The organism is Holdemania sp. 1001302B_160321_E10, from assembly GCF_015552275.1.
GTDB lineage: Bacteria > Bacillota_I > Bacilli_A > Erysipelotrichales > Erysipelotrichaceae > Holdemania.
In genome coordinates this window covers 55,695-76,241 of sequence record NZ_JADNEM010000001.1, presented here as the reverse complement: position 1 = coordinate 76,241, position 20,547 = coordinate 55,695, and the positions used below count along the sequence as shown (strand labels likewise).

Genomic DNA, 20,547 nt, shown 5'->3' with positions numbered 1-20,547 from the left:
AATAAACTGATCGGTAAGGGGATAAAACGACAAAAACAAGCTTAACGGCAGTGGAAGACGCGGAGAATCGGGTTTTCCCCCGCTGTCACAGGGGCATATCTGACATCCGATGCGAAGACAGCCTGCTCCATAAAATTTGGAGCATAGACTGAACCACTCTGAACCCGCTTCTTTTCCAAACTCAGTCAAGATAAAAAGGCAGGGAGTACAAAGCTTTCTGATATGAACCCTCTCACGCAGATAAGGTAAATAACCAAACCACTTTAGGAGGTATTATTTCTTTCCATAACGCTTTATACCGCCTGCTTCTTTCTATAAAAATGCCAAACCAGCCCCAGACACTGAATAAGAGCCTTAAAGCTGCGGGCAATATTTTTAATTTGCTTTTCTGAGAGTTAAAGGGGGTTCCCCACAATCTTAGCTTCCAAGCGTTGCCTTCAACTTTGCGAGTAAGGAAGCGACCGAACGAGCCTGCACCAGGCGTACCCACTCCGGTTTAAAATCGAGTGTTTTTTTCGCCAGGTCCAATTTGGCCCACAAGGTTTCAGAAACCGCAATTTCCACCCAGACCGCCGCTGTTTGGGAATTGCAGTTTATCCCGGCGGCCAGCCGGGCGCGGATGTCGTTATTCTTCAGCTGACGGCAAAGTATTTCCATTCTTGGAAGCACCGCGGCATTGAAAGCTTCTCCTACCTTCATCCAGTGATTTTCCCTTGAAAATACGCTGACTATCGAAAACACCCGATCGGACAACCCCTGAAGCTTTTCGTTCTGTTCCAGCTCGGAAGTAAGATGAAGAAAGCAGCGAACGCCTGCTTTTCCAACCCATTGTCGCAAAAGAAATTGTCCCGAACCTTCCACCTCATCCGGCAGTTTCTTCAATTTCAGATAGACCTGACGGTCGCTCTGCATCACAAGCGGCTTGATTCCCCTGATTTTTACTTCGCAAGGCATTGGCAAATCCTCTATCTTTTCCGCAATTCGCAGCACTGCAAGATTGCCCCACTGTCCGAGCATTCCTGCCTGAACGTCAACCGGCAGCCAGCCTAAGGGATACAAGTCAATCTCATTAAAGCAATGCAGCTGGCCGCAAGCGCTGATTCCCTGCACAAAGCGTACAGGAATGCCCTGCGCCTGACAAAGCGCGGCCATCGCCATCGCAAATTCCCGGCAGGTTCCTTTCCCTTTAATCCAGGCTTCGGATAAAGAAAGACCTGTTTTCCTTCCCTGATCATAGGCCAACGCCAGATTTGGATCGTAAGCCATCCGCTGCTGAACTAAAGTCATCGCGGCCAAAGTCCATTCCACCGGATCCAGCGTCCGCCGGCTTATTTCCGCTGCCATGTCAGTCAATCCGGGAATTTCGCTTTCATAATTCTGCGCCTGCCTGAAGCGTTCAAAGCCTGCCGGCACGCGCTGAAGCTGCCGGGCAAATTGTTCTGGATTCCAGGACTGAACCTCAACGGTCAATTCCATCCAGTCTGAATTTGCGGCAGCCGGGACTGTGGCAAGCACCCGCTGATGCTCAAGCTGAAGATCCGGACAAAACCGGGGATCGGTCTGAAAACAAATACGCATAATGGTTCCCTCCCCGCGTTAAATCCAGCCGCACTGACTGAAACAGAAAACCCACAGAAAGATCGTCGGGATGCAGAACACGGTGCTTAACAATAAGCCCTGACTCGCCAGTTCGCTGTCGCTGCCCATTCCTTCGGCCATCGAATAGGAAGACACCGCATTGGGCGAGGCAAAAATCGCCAGCAGACTGACTAACGCCACTCCGCGAATCCCCAGCAGCACCGCGCAGCCCAGCGCCGCCAGCGGCGTCCAGATCAGCCGGGCGGAAACCGAGGCGATCAGTTCTTTTCGATTGTCAGCGACGCGTTCCGGCTGGAAGCCCGCTCCCAGAATAATCAACGCCAGCGGCGTGGATACCTTGCCCATATCACCGATTACCGACGCGATCGGCTTCCACAGATGAACCCCGGAAAACAAGCAAAGTAACCCCAGCGCTGACGCGATGATCAGCGGATTGGTCACAATCCCTCCAACCAGTCTGGATAAGCGCGCTTTCCCGCCACGGAAGGATTCCAATACAATCACTGACAGAATATTAAATAAAGGGACAATCACTGCGATCAACATCGACATGACGCCTAACTGCGAATCCCCATAGATCAGCTGCACGATCGGCATGCCGAACAACACGGCATTACTCCGGTACGTATTCATGATCATGACGCCCTGTTTGCGCGGATCGGCTGTAATCCGCGGCATGATCAGCCAGCCCGCACCGCAGGCGATCAAGACGCAGACCGCCGCATACATCAATAACTGCGGCTGCAGCACCGTTTTCAAATCTGTCGATAAGATATTATTAAACAAGGTACAGGGCAGAAATAATTTAAAAACCAGCTGATTCATTTGTTTTAACGTCCGTTCATCGCACAATTTCAACCGCCGCACACCCTGCCCCACCAAGATCAGAAATAACAACGGCAGCACGACGTTGAGGGACAAAATTAAACTCTCCATGGAAAAACCCCCGCTCTCTACCCCCTCATTGTAAAACAACCGAACCTTTTGTCCAGACAGAAATTTTCAAAGAGAAAAAATATGGTAAATTTGCCGCTGTTTTCCTTACTTTTAAGCCCGCAACTTAAAGTTGCCCGCAAACGCAAACACAACTTGGTAGATTTCCTGTTCATTTTCGAATACAATGAAGGCAACAATGTAAGGTTGGTGAGCACGCATGAATTTTGCGCAAAAACTTCAAAAAAGAAGAAAAGAAGTTGGTTTTTCTCAGGAACAGCTGGCTTTTGAACTCAACGTTTCCCGTCAGGCGGTGTCCAAATGGGAAAGCGGACAAGGCTATCCGGAAGTCGAGAAGCTGATCCAGCTCAGCGACCTGCTGGGGATTTCTCTGGATGAACTGATGAAGGAAACCCGGCAACAGCCGGCGTCTTTTAAACCGCTGGAAGAAGAAGAACAGGCTTGGATGGAAGAAACCCGTTCCACGGTCACGCTGCCGGACGATATCCATGAAGAGGATTCCCTGATCGGACGCTTCGCCTACACCACAGACCGCGACACGGTAGAACGCTATCTGGATCTCAACCAGCGCTTTTCCCGCTGGATCAGCGTCGGCGTCGGTTTTATCCTGTGCGGAGTCATGCCGGTAATCGCGATTGACAATGATCTGGGCGTGGCGATCATGATGTTCTTTATCGCGATCGGCGTCGGGCTGCTGGTCAAAAACGGAATGGATTATCAGGAGATCGAAAAGATCGAAAAGCAGAACTTCCATTTAAGCGGGGAGCTAATCTGCGATCTTCAGGCGGATTACGAGCGGTATCAGAAAACGTTCACGCGAAAAATTGTGGTAGGCGTTTCGTTGATCATCTTCGGCGTCAGTCTGATGCTCATGCTGAACGGCCTGTATGGCGAATATGACGTCAACTGCGTTGTTTTGTTTCCCTTCATCGCAATCAGCGTCGGCAATTTCATCGACGCCGGCATGACCTCCGGAGCTTATCGCAAACTGTTAAATATCAAAGATTAATTCTCATTCTTCAACAGGAAGCGCGGCTTCCTTTTTTATTTTCAAGCCCTGCCTGACTAAAAGAACGCTGATAAAAAAAAGCGGTCGTTTGAGAAAGGTTCTTACTCGAAATTGGGCAAAGAAAACGTCAGGCAGGATAAAGCTTCATTTAACGCTTTATCCTGCCTGCTTCTTTGTATGGATATTCTATGTCTACCCGAAACCGAGTAAGAACCTGAGAAAACCGCTCTTTTTCATTCTTTTTTAATTTGACTATTCGGATATCCGGCCGGGATCCTGATATTCCTCTGGCCCCTCGCTTAAGCCTCAGCCGATACCCCGGTCAATAAATCCTGCATCGAACTCTCATACAGACAATACTGCCGGCGGCCGCGGCGTTTTGCGGCGTACAGCGCCTGATCGGCATGATGGAACAACGTCAGATAATCCAGTCCGTCCTGCGGAAAACAGGCGACGCCCATACTGACCGTAATATCATAGCCCTGATAGCTGCCATTGAGCGCCTGAAAGATCCGTTCAATCATCTGTTCCAGATGATCCTTGTATTCCATAAAGATCAGAAACTCATCTCCGCCGATCCGGGCAGAAATATCCGATTTGCGCACATTCGCCTGTATCCGGCGGGCGATGTTGGCCAGCACCTGATCACCGAACAGGTGGCCGTATTCATCATTCGCGCTCTTGAAAAAGTCGATATCGAAGACCAGCAGCGCAAAATTCTGACTCGCATGGCCCCCGGTGTTCAAGATCGTATCCAGTGCCCGCTTCGCGTAAGCCCGGTTGTACAACCCCGTCAGGGAATCAATTTTTGCCATCTGCTTCAGCTGATCCAGTTCTATCTGTTCATCATGCACATCAATGAATTTACCGATCACCCCGGTGAGCTCTGAAGATTCCTCCATCACCCATAATGGCCGCGCAACAACCTTAAACCACCGTGAAACACCCTTAATGTTTAACGGATAAGTGCCGCTGAGAATGGGATTCTCCGGCTCTGCCGTGCGAATCTTTGTCAGGAAATCATTAAAATCTGCGCTGTCGAACAAATTGAGAATCTGCGAATCCTTCAGCGGATGCATGATCACTTCGTTGATGCCCAACTGGGCTGAACCCCATTCGGAGATGCTTAACAAATCGGAGTGGAAATTATATTCAAATTGAATTTCCTTGGACATCGAAGCAAAGAACTGATATTTCGTCCGTTCCTGTTCCAGCAATGCCAGAGTTCGGTTGGAGGCATTGCCGCTTTGAATCAGGTTCCGCGCCATATCCTGCAGCTCAATCCGGGAGGCGCCGGAAAGCGAGCGAATTTTCAGTTCCTTCTTTAATGTCGGGCCGGCTTCCTTCAGACATTCAAGCAACAAAGGATTAAAGGTGCCGCATTCCCCGTTGAAAATCATCTGCATCGCTTCTTCATGCGTATAAGCCGCTTTGTATACACGGACGCTGACCAGAGCGTCGTAGACATCCGCCAGGGAAACAACCTGAGCAGAAATCGGAATTTCTTCCCCCTTCAGTCCGTCCGGATAACCGCGGCCGTCATACCGTTCATGATGCCACCGGCAAATATCCCGGGCCACCTGCACAAGCTTTTCCGTTTCAAAATAGTGAATTTTTTCCAGCATTTCCGCGCCGATCGCACTGTGGGTTTTAATCACAGCGTATTCCTGAGGCGTCAGTTTCCCCGGTTTGTTCAGAATTGACTCGGGAATTGAAATTTTCCCGATGTCGTGCAATGCGGAAGCATTGGAGATCATCGCAATCTGTTCCGTGGTAAGGTTGTAGCGGTCCGTCATCCGACACAGCTGTTTCAGCAGTGCTTCCGTAATGACGCGGATATGCATGACGTGCAGTCCGCTTTCGCCATTTCGAAACTCGACGATATGACTTAATATTTCAACCATCACCAGGTTGTTTTTTTCTTTTTCCAGCAGCTGCTCAGTAACCATGTTTTCCAGATACTTCTGTTTGGCATACAGCATTATTGTATTCTTCACACGCCGCTTGACCGTTTTCTCGTCAAACGGCCGGCTGATATATTCCGCCGCGCCCAGATCGTAGGCATGATCAATATAAGCGGAGGAGGTTTCCGCAGAAATCATAATCACCGGGATATGATCAATATACCCGGCCTTATTCATGGAAGCCAGCACCTCGAAGCCATCCATCATCGGCATCACGATGTCTAACAAGACCAATGAAATTTCATTGTATTGCTGACTCATGATCGTGACGGCTTCCAATCCGTTCGCCGCTTCCAACAACTCGTAATCCTGCGCCAGCATATCGGCCAGCAGCGACCGGTTGATATCAGAATCATCAACGATCAATACTTTATCGCGAGCTTTCATCATTATTCATTCTTTCCCAGCAGCGCTTCAATCCCCATCGTCAGTTCCGCGTAGGCAGCCTTCGCTTTTTCAAACAGCGGTCCGATCTGATCATTCGCCTGCTGCGGACGCAGAACCTCTGTTAATTCGCTGATCACCTTGGCCTGGGACGTCAGGCTTAAATTCAGCAGCACTCCCTTCAGAGTATGCGCCGCACGGAAGGCCGTCCCATAGTCTTCCTTTTCCAGCGCCGTTTTCAGTTGTTCAAACGAGTTGTCCCGCAAAAGCATACCCAGAAATTTTATCACCCGTTCGTCCGTTCCCATCCGCCGAGTAATATCCGCGTAATCGCCGCCGAGCTGAGTATAGCATTGTTCGACAGTCATCATGAGATGATTTCCTCCTTCTTTTTTGAAGCTTCCACGTTTCACCGCTCATCACAACGGTCAAAACGCCCGGCCCCAGCGTGCCGGATCTTGGAAAACATGCTGGAATCTGCCTTGGAATCAGAGCCTCTTCTGATCAAGACCATCGTTGTTTTCCTCTGTATTTGTTAATAAACCGGCCTGTTTCCATGCGGCCGGCGGGTTATAAAAACATTGTTATTATACCATTGTTGGAGCGGCGTACACAACGGGCACAGTCGGCCAGAATTGGTAAAAACGGCGCAAAAAAAGCAGCGCTGAATTCGGCGCTGCTTCCTTGCGTTTAAAAAGTGCTTATTTCGTAGCCGGTGTCAGGCCTTCAAACGAATAGGTCGCTTCCAGAACGATTTCCGCGTTGTCCGTCGTATATGGGGCAAACTTGGAATCTGTGAACTGGCCCATGCCGCCGACATTGTAGATCTTGCTCATGTCGTAGCCTAAGGAATTCATCAGCTTCATCATCTGGGCGACACGTCCGCCGGACTGGCACATTAAGAAGATTGTCTTATCCTTCGGGAACATGGCTTCTAACAGTGCTGCGGATTCTTCATACGTAGCGACTGGTTCTTCCAGCGTTCCGCCATACAGCTGCGGCTTGCCTTCCGTGCCTGCGGCTTCGTCAAAAATCAGCGCAAAGTACGGAATAACTTCAAAGTTTCTCAGATGCTTTTTCGCATAGTCGTTGTAATCGCGCAGGTCGATGTACAGAACATCGTCGCGGTTCAGGTATTCCGTCAGATTGTCAACGTTGATGCTGGAGCAGCCGGTAGCCCAGACTTCCGCGGTGCAGGCTTCATCCGCCGCATCCTTGGAAGGCTTGTAGGTCTTCGTCGTATCGCGTGGTTCAGGCAGCGGTGCCGGAGCAGCCGTCGTTGGTTCAGCCGCGTCCGGAGTTGCGCATGGCGGGCATTCCTGCGGTGCGGAAGCGCAGCCGGCCAGAAGCAGAACAGACAGAGCGATCGCAAATAACTTTTTCATTGGATTTTTCCTCTTTCCCTTTTTTATTCAGCGCTGAAATAATCGTCAGTGCCGTGATATTCCATCAGCGCGTTCAGCATTCTGATGATGTTGTTGGATGAAACCGAAGACCCGGTGAACGTATCCAGCGTCAGCCCTTCGCGGCCTTCGCCGGCAGTGTAATCTTCCGCTGCGATATCGTCGACCGTGCTCAGCGTCTTAATGTAAGCATAGTCCTTGTCGATGAAATACGGGATGTATTCCGCCTTGAACATGTCGTAAGTCGCTCCCGCCGGGGTCGGATTGCTGTCGCCCCAGAAACCCGCCGTGTACTTATCGGCGCTGTCGCGGTCAAACGACAGGAAACGAACCTGCGCGTCGTCCAGCTTCTTGCTTTCCGGCAATGTCAGTTCAACATACGCTGTCATCCAGTAATTGACATCCGCCGAGCGGCAGGTGCAGGACAAATACGTGATCTGATACTTGATGTAATTTCTCGCCTTATACTTGAAATTGACGAAGGCATAGAAATCGGTTTCTTCACGCGGACCATTGATATGGCTGATCGGTACGACCGCAACGACGTTTGCCATCGAACCTTCGCCCATGTCGGCGCTTGTGTTCAGATACTCGTTAATGCTGTCAAGCGTGATTTCACCCTCCGCTGTGCATGGGGTGGATGAACCGCCCTCAGTTCCCTGAGTTGGCGTCTGCGTTCCGCTGCCGCTGTTGCCGCAAGCCGTTAACGTCAGCACCATCAGAGAGGACAGAAGAATTGCCCAAACTTTTTTCATGAATTCCCTCCTTGTTTTATAAACTCCCTGAAACAGTATTAAAGCGTCCTGACGATGTTCCCGGCACCGTGCACAGACGAAAAGCAGTCCTGGATGAACGCTGCTTTTTCACTTTGGATAATCACTGTGCGTAAGACACTTTAATATGTTATTATTATAACAACTCGGCCTGTGGAAAACAACTGGGGAAGTTGTTACATCCTTTCACAGAGCTCCGGTCAAGGAGGTTCAAATCTTGAATTTTTTTCAGAAATTACTTTCTTTTTCAATAATTTTCCTTTGTTTAAGCCTGTTTCCCGGGTGTCAGAAAGACGTTTCCGTTGAAAACGACGAAGAAAAAACTTTCACAAATTATTTTGACGTTTTAACGGACAGCGAGGGAAATCTCGTTCTTCCGCTCAATACGACAATCCAGCTGACCATGACGGATCCGAAAACGCTGGAGGAAGCGACGGCGATCGTCGAAGCTCAATTACCCCAATGGCACAAACTGGCAGACTCCCATCACAGCTATCTCGACGATCAGGGAAATCTGCTGCACAACGTTGCTTATATCAATGACCATCCCGGCGAAACGATTCCGATCGAACCTGAACTTGCCGCAATGCTCACAAGCGCAATCGAATTATCGCAGCTGAGCGACGGTTTGTTCCATCCCCTGCTGGGAGCGCTGAGCGAATTGTGGGAACCCAAATTCGCGCCGTTTCCCACCGAGAATACCGATCCGAATCCCGAAGCACTCAGCGCAATCGTCGGCTGTCTGCCTGAAGCTGGTAAACTGAGCGAAGTGATTCAGCTGGATTTTCAGGCGATGACTGTCCGCTTTGAACCGGGGGCGTGCTCAGGAGCGCTTGAAATCAGTCTGGGGGCGATGGCCAAGGGCTACATTCTCGATCAGCTGGCCGCCGCTCTGAAGCCGTTGAACACCCCCTTTCTGCTGGACGCCGGAAACAGTTCCATCATCGCCTGGTCACCGGAAGATGCGCCATACGCCTGGAAGATCGGCGTGCGCGATCCCTCCGGTCAGGCTTCGCTGCTCTATGCCTTCACCTTGCGTCAGGGCGTCGTTTCGACGTCAGCCGACGACCAGAATTATTTTCTGATCCAAAACGGCGATCAACAGATTCGCCGCCATCACATTCTCAATCCCCGCACCGGATACAGCGAAAACTGGCTGCGCAGCGTAACGTTGAGCGCCGCTGATCAGGCGGGAACGCTGGATGTTTTGAGTACTGTCCTTTATAATATAGAAGACCCCCTCCAGCGCCGCGCGATGATCCGCCGGTTTGAAGACAAAGCGCAGCTTGGCATTGATTATGCCTGGTGTGAGCAGGCCGAAGAGCACTTAAAGCTCACCGTCAGCGAAGGCATGGAACAACGCCGCCTGACGTCCCTTCCGCTTCCGGAAACTGTCGAATTTGAAATTCAACGAGGTGAATAAAATGAAATATAAAATTTTGCTTGCAGGACTCTGTCTTTTATGGATAAGCGGATGCGCAAAACCGCAAACGCCGCCCGTGCCGTCAGAGACGCCCACGCCCTCCGCACTGCCCGAAAAATCCAATCCGCAAAGTGCGCTGATGAGCGATTCGCCGATCAGCCCCACCAATTTGGACGACTATCTGTTTCTTGACGACGTGCTCTACTTTGACTTGCGTTCCCCAGCGCAGCTGGCTGAGGAAGGCTCTGTCGCCGGGTTTGTCAACATTCCGTTTTACGGCGTACTGGTTGATTATCAGCGCGAGGACAACGTCTTATATCGGATGACGAAAGTTCGGGATGACAACGGCAAGGTGATTGCGCAGATGGGTGACGTCGGCAGCTTCTTCCCTAATTATGAAGAATCGGAAAGTCTTGTCCGCGACCTGTTTCCTCAGGATCAGCCGATCGTCTTCATCTCCACCGCCGGGGTGGAAGCGGCGTACACGATCTGCCTGTTAGAGCAGCTGGGCTATGATGGATCGCAGCTGTATAATGCCGGCACGTTCTCCAACGGCATGGGCAATATCATTGCTTACAAGGATTATCCGGATGCGAAATATCATGTGCCGGGAACAAACGTCTATACTGTTGCCAGTCAGTTTGTCTGGAATGAATCGCTGACGCCGATCTTAGACGAGTAAGCTGGATAAATACCTTTTTGATAAAAAAGCATCAGGAACGCCGATGCTTTTTTATTCTTATAAAAATCCCATGATGCCTGGAAATCATGGGATTGAAATTGATTGATTTCAAAGAAAAAACACTAACGAGATACGTTTTCTACAAAAGCCTGAATATGCCGGGCGTCCAATCCGTAATAGTCAAGCAGAGCCGCAGGTGTTCCGCTGCGTCCAAAAACATCCTGCATTCCCAAACGATAATGCCGGCAAGGAAGTCCCAGCGGCGAAAGCACCTCGGCTACGGCGCTGCCCAACCCGCCGATGACGCTGTGCTCCTCAACCGTTACGATCACTTCATGTGACCTTGCGGTTTCGATAATCAACGCTTCATCTATCGGTTTAATCGTAGGCAGATTGATTACCGTCGGCGTGATCTCAGTCATCTTCAAGACAGCTTTCAGACTTTCCTGAACCATCAGTCCGCTGCAAAGAATTGCCGTCTTCACACCTTTTCTCAATACGATGCCCTTCCCATATTCAAATTGATAGCTGTCGTCGTAAACATCTTCGACCGCCAGCCTGCCCAGCCGCACATAACAAGGACCATCAAGATGATAAACAGCTTTGATCACAGCTTCGGTTTCACGGGCGTCGCAAGGCTGGAAAACCTTCATATTCGGCAAAGCACGCATCAAGGCCAGATCTTCAATCGCCTGATGCGAAGCGCCGTCTTCGCCGACACTGATGCCTGCATGCGTAGCGCAGATTTTTACATTCAGATTCGGATAACAAATACTGTTGCGAATTTGTTCAAAAGCCCTGCCTGCCGCAAACATGGCAAAACTGGAAGCATAGACAACCTTGCGGCTGGCCGCCAGACCGGCCGCGACCGACATCATGTTTCCTTCCGCAATGCCCATATTAAAATGCCGCTGAGGACACGCTTTCTTCGCCTCAATCGTCTTTGTCGATTTCGTTAAATCCGCATCCAGCACCACGATATCCTTTTTTTCAACAATCAGTTCTGCGAGCGCACGGCCATAAGCTTCCCGGGTTGCGGTATTCATTCTGTTTTACCTCCTAATTCCTGCATTGCCTGACTGTATTGCGCGGCATCAGGCGCGGTCCCATGCCAGGCCGCTTTCTTTTCCATAAACGAAACACCTTTGCCTTTTACAGTATGAGCGATAATGACCGTTGGTTTGCCTTTCAAGGTTTTCGCTTTGTCCAACGCTGTCAGAATTTCCGTCATGCAATGCCCGTTGATCTCCAGTGTATGAAATCCAAAAGCCGCAAACTTGGGTTGAAATGGTTCCGGACTGATGACTTCTTGAAGATCACCGTCAATCTGAAGATGGTTATAGTCTAAAATCACGCATAAATTATCCAGCTGATAATGCGCGGCAGCCATGCAGGCTTCCCAGACCTGACCTTCTTCCGATTCACCGTCACCGATCAGAACATAAATACGATGTTCGTTCTGATCCAGTTTATTCGCCAGCGCCATGCCCACAGCACAGGATATCCCCTGACCCAGCGAACCGGTCGACATATCCACCCCGGGTACATAGTTCATATTCGGATGTCCCTGCAATTTGGAATTCAAGGTGCGGAAACCATTTAATTCCGCATCATTAATCAATCCTTTTTCCGCCAGAACCGCATAAAGCAGCGGCGAAGCATGGCCCTTGCTCAGGACAAACCGGTCGCGGTCTATCGAATTCACATTCTGTTCGTTGATATCCATCACTTTGAAATACAGCGCAGTCAGAAGATCAGCGCTGCTCAGGCTGCCGCCCGGATGTCCGCTTTTTGCGAAATACACCTGCCTTACGATATTCTGACGAATATGTTTGGCATGATTGATTAACTCGTCCATAATTCCTCCTTTGAATTTAATAGTTTTTTGATCAGATACTGACTGACGCCATTTTCATTATGGGATAGCGTAACTTCATCAGCGCTTTGCTTTACCAGAGAATCACTGTTGCCCATCGCCACACTGTGTCCGCTGATTTCAAACATGGCGATATCGTTGAAATTATCGCCGATGCTCAAAACATCGCAAAGTTCGATCTTCAGCGCTCCGGCAATGCTTTTCAGCGCTTGCCCCTTGCTTGTTCCCGCCGCCGTTATCGTATACAACGAATCTTCCGACCGCTTAAAAGCAATCTTCGGACATTTTTCTGTTACTTCCCGGACCAGATTTTCAATAAGTGGATATCCCGCCGAATCCAGTGTCAATTTATAAATATCCCCATCCGCAAACACCGCGTTTTCTCTGACCTGTTTCAGTTTTAACCGTCCTGAAAATAAACCGCGGATTTCATTCAGCTTTTTTGAACTGGAAAAGCTGTAACCGCATTGCTGATCAAAAAAAGTAAACGGAATCCCTTCTTCCATCAGCCGCGTGAGGATCCACTCTGAATCCTTTTTTTGTAGGCTTTCACTTTGCAATAACCGATGGCGGCAATATAGATTGGCGCCGTTATCCGCAGCATAAGGAATTTCAATGCCCAGCTGATCGACATAATCCCTGGCAATCGCTTCATTCCTGCCGGTGGCCAAAGTAAAAAGAATATGCTTTTTTCGCAAAGCGTCCAGCACCGGAAGAATCTGACTGTCCAGCTGTTTCCTGTCGTTAAGAAGCGTACCGTCCAGATCACAGACAATCAATTTAATCATGGAACACTTCATCCAGCTGACGGCGCAGAAAACACGCGGCTTGCCGGCAAATTTCCGGATAATCAGGATTTTGCTCGGTATGCCAGAATTCGCCTGTGAACATCCGGACCCCAAGCTCTTTCAGTTTTCGCAGATCTTCCGGGTAGTTCGTATGTCCGGTCCCAAAAGGCACTTCCCGATAAACTCCCGGACGGGTCTCTTTCAGGTGCGCCGCAAACAAATGTCCTTTTCCTTTTTCAATATCCTTCCAGACGGGAACATGATACAGCAGGGAAGCATTGGTCAAATTTCCTATATCAGGATAGATTCCCAGATAAGGGCTGTCGATAAGCTGAACATAGTCCATAGCTTTTTCCACTGTATCCATAAACGGTGTTTCCATAGTTTCAAAGCCCAGGATTACGCCTTTTTTCGCCGCCATGCCGACCGCCGTGCACAGATTCCTGATAAATTCGCGGCGAGTTTGATCAGAGCCTTCCTCATAATAAACGTCATAGCCTGCCAGCTGGATCAGCCGGATACCCAGGTCGGAAGCAAGGTCGATTGCTTTTTCCATAATTTCCAGCGAACGCCGATGATCTTTTGGATTCAGCGAGCCTAACGGGTATTTGCGATGGCCTGACAAGCACATTGTAGAAATCGGAACACCGCACGCCTGCATCGTTTTGATCAACGCCTGACGCTCGCCTGGCGTCCAATCCAAACGGCTTAATTTCGCCTCTGTTTCATCAATGCTGATCTCAAGCCAGTCAAAACCAAAAGCCCGGCAGTTTTCCAGTTTTTCTTTCCAGGACAGATCTGCCGGCATACTCTTTTCGTACATTCCCAACAGATACGGTTTATTTCTGTCCATAGTAAGCTCCTGGTCCATGCTTGCGCAGATAATGTTTGTCAAGAAGCGTCTGCTGCATCGAAGAAACCTCGGAATTAATCAGCCGGGTTTTCCATGCCATCTCTGCCAGTTCTTCCAGAACCACTGCGTTATGAACAGCGTCGCCCGGACTTTCTCCCCAGGTAAACGGGCCATGGCTTTGAACAAGAACGCCCGGCATCTGTGCAGCGTCAAGCTGCTGCGTTTCAAAAGTTTCCACAATCACTTTTCCAGTATTCAGCTCATAATCCGAACGGATTTCCGCCTCGCTCATCAGACGGGTGCATGGAATCGGCCCATAGAAATAATCACCATGCGTTGTCCCCAGCGCGGGGATTGCTTTCCCCGCCTGACACCACGCCGTCGCATTCTGCGAATGAGTATGCACAACGCCGCCGATCGTTGTGAAGTGCCGATACAATTCAAGATGCGTCATCAGATCGCTGCTCGGTTTGTATCGGCCTTCGACCACCTTACCCTGCCAATCGCAGACGACCATATCCTCCGCCTGCATCGACTGATAGTCGACGCCGCTGGGTTTGATCACAATCAACCCGCGTTCTCTGTCAATGCCGCTGACGTTTCCCCAGGTAAAGGTAATCAGCTGATATTTCGGCAAAAGCAAATTTGCTTCATAAACTTCCTTTTTTAATTGTTCCAGCATTTCTTTTCTCCTATTCCACTACCTTATAGATTGCAGCTTCATTTTTTGTATGATTTGCGGAGAGGATATAGTCAATCCCCTCTTTATGAATCACTGCCACGTTTGCCGGACCAACGCCGTCTTCAACAGAAGTCACCTCATAGTTTCCATTCTGAAAGCGGATGACAAAGAGTTCTGCGTTCACCCGCCGGACGCCGCCTACAAAACAAGGTTTTCCATTTAATTGAGCGCCCACCAGCGTATGCGCAAAATCCACTTCTGTCGGATAGACAAAATCACATTCATAGCGTCCTTCTTTTAATTTATAAATTTTCATGGAATTTCCATGGAAAGGTTCAATGGTCATCATTTCTTCCAAGCCGTCGCCGTCGATATCGGCAAAGGCGATCTCGCCAACCTGACCCTCAAGAATCTTTTCAACCCGCCATTCTCCGTCAGGACTATCCGGCGGCAGCACCCGCAGCACACCCTGGTCGCTGGAAAAATAACCGCAGACACGCCCTTCATAAGTTCCCCGGCAGTAGCCATGATTGCGGTAACACCCGTCGACCAGCAGAGTTAACGCAACACCCTGGGAACAATCCGGGCCTAAAACACCGACGTAGATCTGCCCCGGTTCGCTCCAGTCTTCTTTATTTTGTTTATTTCTGGCAATCGTCGCGCAGATCAGATAATCAATTCCATCGACATGATACAGATCAAACCGATGCAGATAAGGCAGTGAGAAGACATCCTCGATCTCCCAGCCATTTTCTGTTTTTCGGCCATGAACAATTTTTGCCAGGCTTGGAGTCACTTTCAGATAGAATTCGTTGACCGCCAGAAACTCGCCTTCTCTTGTCTGAAATGGAACGATCGACATACAGCCGCCGCGATCATTCCAGACAACCTCACGGTTTTCAAAATTTTTGCCGGAATAGGAATAACATACGCTTTCCGGATTTTCACTGGCAAACAAAGCGTACACTTCTTTGCCGATCGTGATGGAACTCGCACAATAACAGCGTGTGATGTCATCTAAATGAATCTTCTCAAATTTCATTATTTACCTCCCGTCAGTCGTGAAGAAAGAAGAGCTATCGGTCAGGATAGCTCTCTTCTACTTCTTTGAATTTAAGAAATGTATCCCGCCGCTTTCAGAGCAGCAATAATTTCATCTTGAGAAAGCGGATTTTTCAGCGGATAAACATTGACGCCCGCAGCTTTGGCAGAATCAAACATTTTGATGAAAGCCGGAGAGGTCAGCACGAGATCATAGTTTCGTGCAGATGATTTTCCCTCGGCAATCGGGCAGTGCTTGACATTGGCCTCCACGCCTGCGCTTTTACAGGCTTTCTGAGCGGTGATCGCCATCAGCTGGCTGGTCCCCGATCCGCTCGCGCAGCAAATTAAGATTTTAATCATAAAGCAGCCGCCTCTTTCTTTTTCATGTGTTCTTTATAAGCTTCATAATCGCTGACACACAGGAAGTATCCTTCCGGATCTTTTTTGTACTGCAGCTGAGGAATCATGACCAGTACCAGAATAACGATCGCAACGCCGATATACGACAGGTACTTCATGATGAAGGTGAAGATCGGCCAGATTACCGCCCAGTCAAACATTGCCATGTATCCGCCGAATTCAACCACGCCGATACCGTTATAAGTGAAGGCCATCGCCGCAATGACAGAGCAGACAACCTGCAGAATACCGGAGAAGAAGGTTGTGACCATCGCCGCTTTTGCGCCTGCTTTCGCATTGACATAAATCGCGATCGTCGCATTATCGAAGAAGACAGGGACGAATCCCGCAATCGCCAGAACCGGCGATTTAAAGAGAATCAGACCGATGATAGCCAGGAACTGACCTAACGCACCGAACATAAAGCCAAAGGTCACTGCATTTTCAGAACCGAAGCCATAGCCCGCGGCGCAGTCGACGCCGACGATAGCGCCCGGCAGCAATTTGCTTTGAATGCCCTGGAAGGACGCCGTCAGTTCACCGACGAAGGTTCTGACGCCGAGTTTCAGGATTGACAGGTAAACCGCAAAGGCCAGTGAGGTATCCAGAATATAGAACAGGAAGCTCTTGCCTTCGCCCAACATACCGGCGCTGACCAGATAATCTTTACCCAGTACCAGCAGAATTACCGCAAAGAAGAGCGTCATCAGTAAAGCTGTGGAAACCATATCTTCATTAAAAATAGACAGCCAGCCCGGCAGTTCGTAATCTTCAAGACGCTTAACTTTTCCATCTTTTCCCTTGAAGAACTTATAGCCAATCGCCGACCAGATCGCAATGCCGAACATCTGTTGATGGGCAACGCAGAACCCCGCGCCATCCGTCAGATTCTGAGCTACTTCAACCGTTAAGTTTGATCCGACCGCCCAATACAGTCCCAGCAGAACCGACATGATCAACATCAGCGGCCAGTCGCCAAGCTGCGGGAAGCAGGTGAAGATAAACCAGAAAGCGATGGTCGCCTGCTGCGTCTGAATATGACCGGTCGTAAAGACGGCACGCATCTTCGTATATTTCTGGAACTTAACCAGCAGCAAGTTAAAGACAAAGGCAAACAATAACAGAAGCATCGCCTGGGAGAAGGACTTCCCGGCAGCTTCCAAGGCGGACTGCGCTGCCGCCTGGCCCATATATGTATCCAGAACGATAGCGCTCAGATTAAACTTATCCTGCAGCGCCGCAATAATCGGCTTGAAGGTGCTGCTTAATCCGCCTGAACCCACCGTCAGAATTTTGTAACCTACAACCGCTTTAATAAATCCGGCGCAGGATTCGTGGAAAGGTTTTTTCATCAACATGTAGCCGATGATGACCAGTAAACCGATGAAATATGCTGGCTGAGTCAAGAAATTGTTAACAAAATACGCCCAAATCAATTCGAGAAATCCCATAATACCCTCCTTATTAGTAATTATTCAGAATATTTGCAGTGTGCTTTCATCAAGTCATCGGCATTTTTTGCTTTTAATAAGTCTTCAATGGCCCCCTCTTTAAGTAAAAATTCAGCTAATGCAACCATATTGCTCAAATGTTTTTCATTATCGGTAGCTGCTAAAGTAAAGAACAAACGAGCATTTTTAGTTGGATCGTTGGGATCAAAAACCACTGGTTTTTCTGTTTTCATGAAGCTGATGCACGTATCATGCACTCCAGCTCCGCCTAACGTTGAATGCGGCATGGCTACTTCGGGGGCAATTATAATGTACGGTCCATATTCTTTAACATTTTCAATGATGGCGTCAACATACGTGTTTTCAATAATCCCCTCGGCAAGCAGCGGAGCTGCCGCTGCCTTGATCGCCTCTGTCCAGTCGGAAAAACCTTCGCAAAAAATGTAATGCTTTGAATCAACGATATCCTTAAGAATTTCCAAGCCCTCCTTTCCCGCTTAAGCTGATTAAAGTGTAACACGCCAAGAAACCGCTTTCAATTAATTATATGAATCATTGTTCATATTTAAGATTTTTGTCTCTTTATTCCCAATAATCAGCCCAGTTTTGATAACATTTAATGATTATTTAATCATTTTTATGTTCTATTTTAAGTCTGACAAGATTATTGTTATCTCCTACTGTCCGTAGTTCAGCCAACCCGCAGACTCTTTTGCAATCTCGTCTTCAGAAAGTTCAGGAACCGCCCCCATGATCCGCGCCATGCAATAGGTCTTCGCCGCTTCCTCAAGATAAACCGCAGAATACAGCGCTTCTTCAAGATCTTTGCCATAGGCGATTACGCCATGATGCTTCATAATCAATGCGGTCGCATCATTGGCATATTTCACAGCCAGCTGCCCCATGCCGACATTCGAGGAAGGCGTAAACGGCGCAACGGGAATCCGTGCATGCGCCGCGTCAATTAACGTTACCATACAAGCGGGCAAAGAGTCGTTATTAAACCCTATCGCCGTGGCATAAGGCTGGTGAGTATGAATGATCGCTTTTACCGGCAGATGATCAAAGATATAAATTAAAGCTGAAGCATCGGAAGAAGGTTTGCGCTTTCCTTCTATAACCTGACAATCATGATCGATCAGAACAATATCCTCAATCGTCATCTTTTCATACAACATGCCTGACGGTGTTACTAAATATCGGTTTTCGTCCACCGCCATGGAAACGTTGCCTCCAGTCAGCGATATCAGATGATATTCCTTCATTTTTAAGCAGGCATCCAAAATGGCCCGTTTCTCATTTTCGTACATCGTTTTTCCTCCTATATTTTTTCAAAACGACGAATACTTTCAAGTGGGTTATCACAATTCCAAACAGCTCTTCCCATAATCATAGCATCCGCGCCAGCCTCGTTTAATTGGTAAATATTTCCTTCGTTTATTCCTCCATCCGCCCAAATTTCAACATTATGCGGCAAATACTCGCGGGCTTCTTTCACTTTTTCCAGCATGCTTGATTGGAATTTTTCTTCTTCGCCATCCGGCTCCGCAGTCATGATCAGAAGATACTCTATCTGGGACAAAAAGGGAGTCAATTCTCTGATTCCCGTTTTAAAATTCAACGCAATGCCCGGCTTAGCTCCCATTTTTCTGATCAGATTGATTTCCCGAAGTGGATAAGCCGAAGCTTCGAAATGAAAACAGATATGGGAAAAATGACAGTCGCTGATCTGCTGCAGAAACTCGTATGGACGTGTCGTCAACAGATGCAGATCATAAACAAAATCCGGATCCTGCATCAGTTTTCTGACCGTTTTCTGACCGAATGTGATATTCGGCAGAAAATTACCGTCTTCGATATCCACATGGACTCGTGGATGTCCTCTGATCTTGTCAAGCTCCTCTGCGATTCGTAACGGATCGGCAGAGGCTATTGATGGATAAATCTTCATGGTATCCCCTCCTTTGATTCTGTTTTCATTCTATATTCTTTTAAGCACATTCTGCTATATCATTCTTATTTTTATTCTTAAAACGTTCACATCGTTCATATAAAAGGCTATTCATCCTAAAAACTGGCATGTATAATGAAAACATAAATTAAAGGAGGTCATAAAATGCCTAACGTAAACGACGTAACACGCGAAAAATGGGTCCTCGGCACCTTCCCGGAATGGGGAACCTGGCTCAATGAAGAAATTGCCGAAACCACAGTAAAAAAAGGAACTTTTGCCATGTGGTGGCTGGGCTGCACCGGTTTATGGATTAAAACTGAAAACAACACAAATATAGCGATGGATTATTGGTGCGGTTCAGGAAAACGTTCCCACTATGATGATCAGGGAAAGCGAAAGATGATGGATCCGGATCATCAGATGGCCAGAATGTCCGGAGCCCGTCAGCTCCAGCCAAACCTGCGGGCCGTTCCAGCCGTTCTTGATCCGTTTGCGGTTACTGAAATCGACGCTGTTTTTGCTTCCCACACCCATACCGATCATATCGACATCAATCTTGCCGCCGCGGTTTTAAGCAACGTCAAGAAGAAAACAATCATCAACGGTGAAGAACGGGACGTCCCATTCATCGGTTCCAAATTTGCCACGGATTTATGGCGCAGCTGGGGCGTGCCGGAAGAAAGGCTGATTACCGTCCGTCCAGGCGACGTCATCAAAATTAAAGACATTGAAGTTACTGCCGTTGAATCCGTTGACCGGACGATTTTAATTACCGCTCCGCCGCATGGCGACATCAAGGGACTGCCCTGTGACGACATGGATGATCGCGCAGTCAGCTATGTCGTAAAAACGCCGGGCGGAACAATTTACCACAGCGGCGATTCCCACTTCGGCAATATGTATGCCAAGCACGGAAATCAATTTGACATCGACGTTGCTTTCGGTTCTTTCGGCGAAAATCCTCGCGGAATTACTGATAAGATGACAGCCAGCGATATTTTAAGAATGGGCGAAGACTTGAATACGAAAGTCATGATTCCTTACCATCATGATTTGTGGACAAATTTCAAAGCGGATACCAACGAAATTCTCGTTCTGTGGTATATGCGCAAGAATCGCCTGCAATATAAATTCAAGCCGTTTATTTGGGAAGTTGGCGGAAAATTCGTTTATCCGGATGATAAAGATAAGATTTCATATAACTATCCAAGAGGGTTTGACGATATCTTTACACACGATATAAATCTGCCATTCCCAAGTTTCCTCTAAACTTTGTCAGGAACAGCTTTCGGGTTGTTCCTTCTTTTGT

The 20,547-nt window shown here is 48.5% G+C and carries 21 protein-coding genes; 4 read left to right on the top strand and 17 right to left on the bottom strand.

The annotated features are described in order from the left end of the window. Positions 1-417 precede the first annotated feature (417 nt). Positions 418-1,578, bottom strand: coding sequence for a transglutaminase family protein (locus I2D94_RS00380; RefSeq protein WP_195395212.1), 1,161 nt, complete (start codon positions 1,576-1,578; stop codon positions 418-420). A gap of 18 nt (positions 1,579-1,596) precedes the next feature. Further along, positions 1,597-2,535 carry an AEC family transporter gene (locus I2D94_RS00375; RefSeq protein ID WP_195395211.1) on the bottom strand — a complete coding sequence of 313 codons (939 nt, stop codon included), beginning with the start codon at positions 2,533-2,535 and terminating at the stop codon, positions 1,597-1,599. Between the two features lie 217 nt (positions 2,536-2,752). Between I2D94_RS00375 and I2D94_RS00370 the strand changes: the two genes are divergently transcribed. Further along, positions 2,753-3,562: a helix-turn-helix domain-containing protein gene (locus tag I2D94_RS00370; RefSeq protein ID WP_072683219.1), complete on the top strand. Its 810-nt coding sequence runs from the start codon at positions 2,753-2,755 to the stop codon at positions 3,560-3,562. Positions 3,563-3,861: 299 nt separating this feature from the next. On the opposite strand, the gene I2D94_RS00365 is transcribed toward I2D94_RS00370, so the two are convergent. The 4 genes from I2D94_RS00365 to I2D94_RS00350 all read right to left on the bottom strand — a co-directional run bounded on the left by I2D94_RS00365 (position 3,862) and on the right by I2D94_RS00350 (position 8,068). Beyond that, positions 3,862-5,916: a diguanylate cyclase gene (locus tag I2D94_RS00365; protein ID WP_229056701.1), complete on the bottom strand. Its 2,055-nt coding sequence runs from the start codon at positions 5,914-5,916 to the stop codon at positions 3,862-3,864. After that, positions 5,916-6,281, bottom strand: a complete 366-nt coding sequence (locus I2D94_RS00360) for an Hpt domain-containing protein (RefSeq protein WP_200798746.1) — start codon at positions 6,279-6,281, stop codon at positions 5,916-5,918. Before I2D94_RS00360 ends, I2D94_RS00365 begins: the two co-directional genes overlap by 1 nt. Before the next feature lie 330 nt (positions 6,282-6,611). Continuing rightward, a complete protein-coding gene (locus I2D94_RS00355) occupies positions 6,612-7,295 on the bottom strand; it encodes a rhodanese-like domain-containing protein (RefSeq protein ID WP_072683218.1) in 684 nt (227 codons plus the stop codon). Between the two features lie 23 nt (positions 7,296-7,318). Continuing rightward, positions 7,319-8,068, bottom strand: a complete 750-nt coding sequence (locus I2D94_RS00350; protein WP_195395210.1) for a lipoprotein — start codon at positions 8,066-8,068, stop codon at positions 7,319-7,321. 235 nt (positions 8,069-8,303) lie between these two features. Here I2D94_RS00350 and I2D94_RS00345 point away from each other — a divergent pair, with 235 nt between their 5' ends. Both I2D94_RS00345 and I2D94_RS00340 read left to right on the top strand, forming a co-directional pair. Further along, positions 8,304-9,509 carry an FAD:protein FMN transferase gene (locus tag I2D94_RS00345; protein ID WP_195395209.1) on the top strand — a complete coding sequence of 402 codons (1,206 nt, stop codon included), beginning with the start codon at positions 8,304-8,306 and terminating at the stop codon, positions 9,507-9,509. A gap of 1 nt (position 9,510) precedes the next feature. Further along, a complete protein-coding gene (locus I2D94_RS00340) occupies positions 9,511-10,191 on the top strand; it encodes a hypothetical protein (RefSeq protein ID WP_195395208.1) in 681 nt (226 codons plus the stop codon). Between the two features lie 122 nt (positions 10,192-10,313). On the opposite strand, the gene I2D94_RS00335 is transcribed toward I2D94_RS00340, so the two are convergent. The 11 genes from I2D94_RS00335 to I2D94_RS00285 form a co-directional block, all read right to left on the bottom strand. Continuing rightward, positions 10,314-11,237: a transketolase family protein gene (locus I2D94_RS00335; RefSeq protein ID WP_195395207.1), complete on the bottom strand. Its 924-nt coding sequence runs from the start codon at positions 11,235-11,237 to the stop codon at positions 10,314-10,316. Then, positions 11,234-12,049: a transketolase gene (locus tag I2D94_RS00330; RefSeq protein ID WP_195395206.1), complete on the bottom strand. Its 816-nt coding sequence runs from the start codon at positions 12,047-12,049 to the stop codon at positions 11,234-11,236. Before I2D94_RS00330 ends, I2D94_RS00335 begins: the two co-directional genes overlap by 4 nt. Continuing rightward, positions 12,037-12,855, bottom strand: a complete 819-nt coding sequence (locus I2D94_RS00325; RefSeq protein WP_195395205.1) for an HAD family hydrolase — start codon at positions 12,853-12,855, stop codon at positions 12,037-12,039. The genes I2D94_RS00330 and I2D94_RS00325 overlap by 13 nt, the downstream gene beginning before the upstream one ends. Beyond that, positions 12,848-13,708: an L-ribulose-5-phosphate 3-epimerase gene (locus tag I2D94_RS00320; protein ID WP_229056700.1), complete on the bottom strand. Its 861-nt coding sequence runs from the start codon at positions 13,706-13,708 to the stop codon at positions 12,848-12,850. Before I2D94_RS00320 ends, I2D94_RS00325 begins: the two co-directional genes overlap by 8 nt. Then, positions 13,695-14,390, bottom strand: a complete 696-nt coding sequence (araD, locus tag I2D94_RS00315; protein WP_072683210.1) for an L-ribulose-5-phosphate 4-epimerase — start codon at positions 14,388-14,390, stop codon at positions 13,695-13,697. Before araD ends, I2D94_RS00320 begins: the two co-directional genes overlap by 14 nt. A gap of 10 nt (positions 14,391-14,400) precedes the next feature. Next, positions 14,401-15,432 carry a hypothetical protein gene (locus tag I2D94_RS00310; RefSeq protein ID WP_195395204.1) on the bottom strand — a complete coding sequence of 344 codons (1,032 nt, stop codon included), beginning with the start codon at positions 15,430-15,432 and terminating at the stop codon, positions 14,401-14,403. Between the two features lie 71 nt (positions 15,433-15,503). Continuing rightward, on the bottom strand, positions 15,504-15,794 hold the full coding sequence (locus I2D94_RS00305) for a PTS sugar transporter subunit IIB (protein WP_006058193.1): 291 nt from the start codon (positions 15,792-15,794) through the stop codon (positions 15,504-15,506). After that, complete coding sequence (locus tag I2D94_RS00300; protein WP_006058194.1) at positions 15,791-17,284, bottom strand: PTS ascorbate transporter subunit IIC; 1,494 nt, start codon at positions 17,282-17,284, stop codon at positions 15,791-15,793. The genes I2D94_RS00305 and I2D94_RS00300 overlap by 4 nt, the downstream gene beginning before the upstream one ends. A 20-nt stretch (positions 17,285-17,304) precedes the next feature. After that, a complete protein-coding gene (locus I2D94_RS00295; protein ID WP_229056699.1) occupies positions 17,305-17,766 on the bottom strand; it encodes a PTS sugar transporter subunit IIA in 462 nt (153 codons plus the stop codon). Between the two features lie 195 nt (positions 17,767-17,961). Continuing rightward, the gene (locus I2D94_RS00290) at positions 17,962-18,594 is read right to left on the bottom strand and encodes a class II aldolase/adducin family protein (RefSeq protein ID WP_195395203.1); all 633 of its coding nucleotides are present in this window, start codon (positions 18,592-18,594) and stop codon (positions 17,962-17,964) included. Between the two features lie 11 nt (positions 18,595-18,605). Then, positions 18,606-19,235, bottom strand: coding sequence for a ribulose-phosphate 3-epimerase (locus I2D94_RS00285; protein ID WP_072683207.1), 630 nt, complete (start codon positions 19,233-19,235; stop codon positions 18,606-18,608). 165 nt (positions 19,236-19,400) lie between these two features. On the opposite strand from I2D94_RS00285, the gene ulaG reads away from it, so the two are divergent. Next, positions 19,401-20,507, top strand: a complete 1,107-nt coding sequence (gene ulaG / locus I2D94_RS00280) for an L-ascorbate 6-phosphate lactonase (protein WP_006058198.1) — start codon at positions 19,401-19,403, stop codon at positions 20,505-20,507. Positions 20,508-20,547 lie beyond the last annotated feature (40 nt).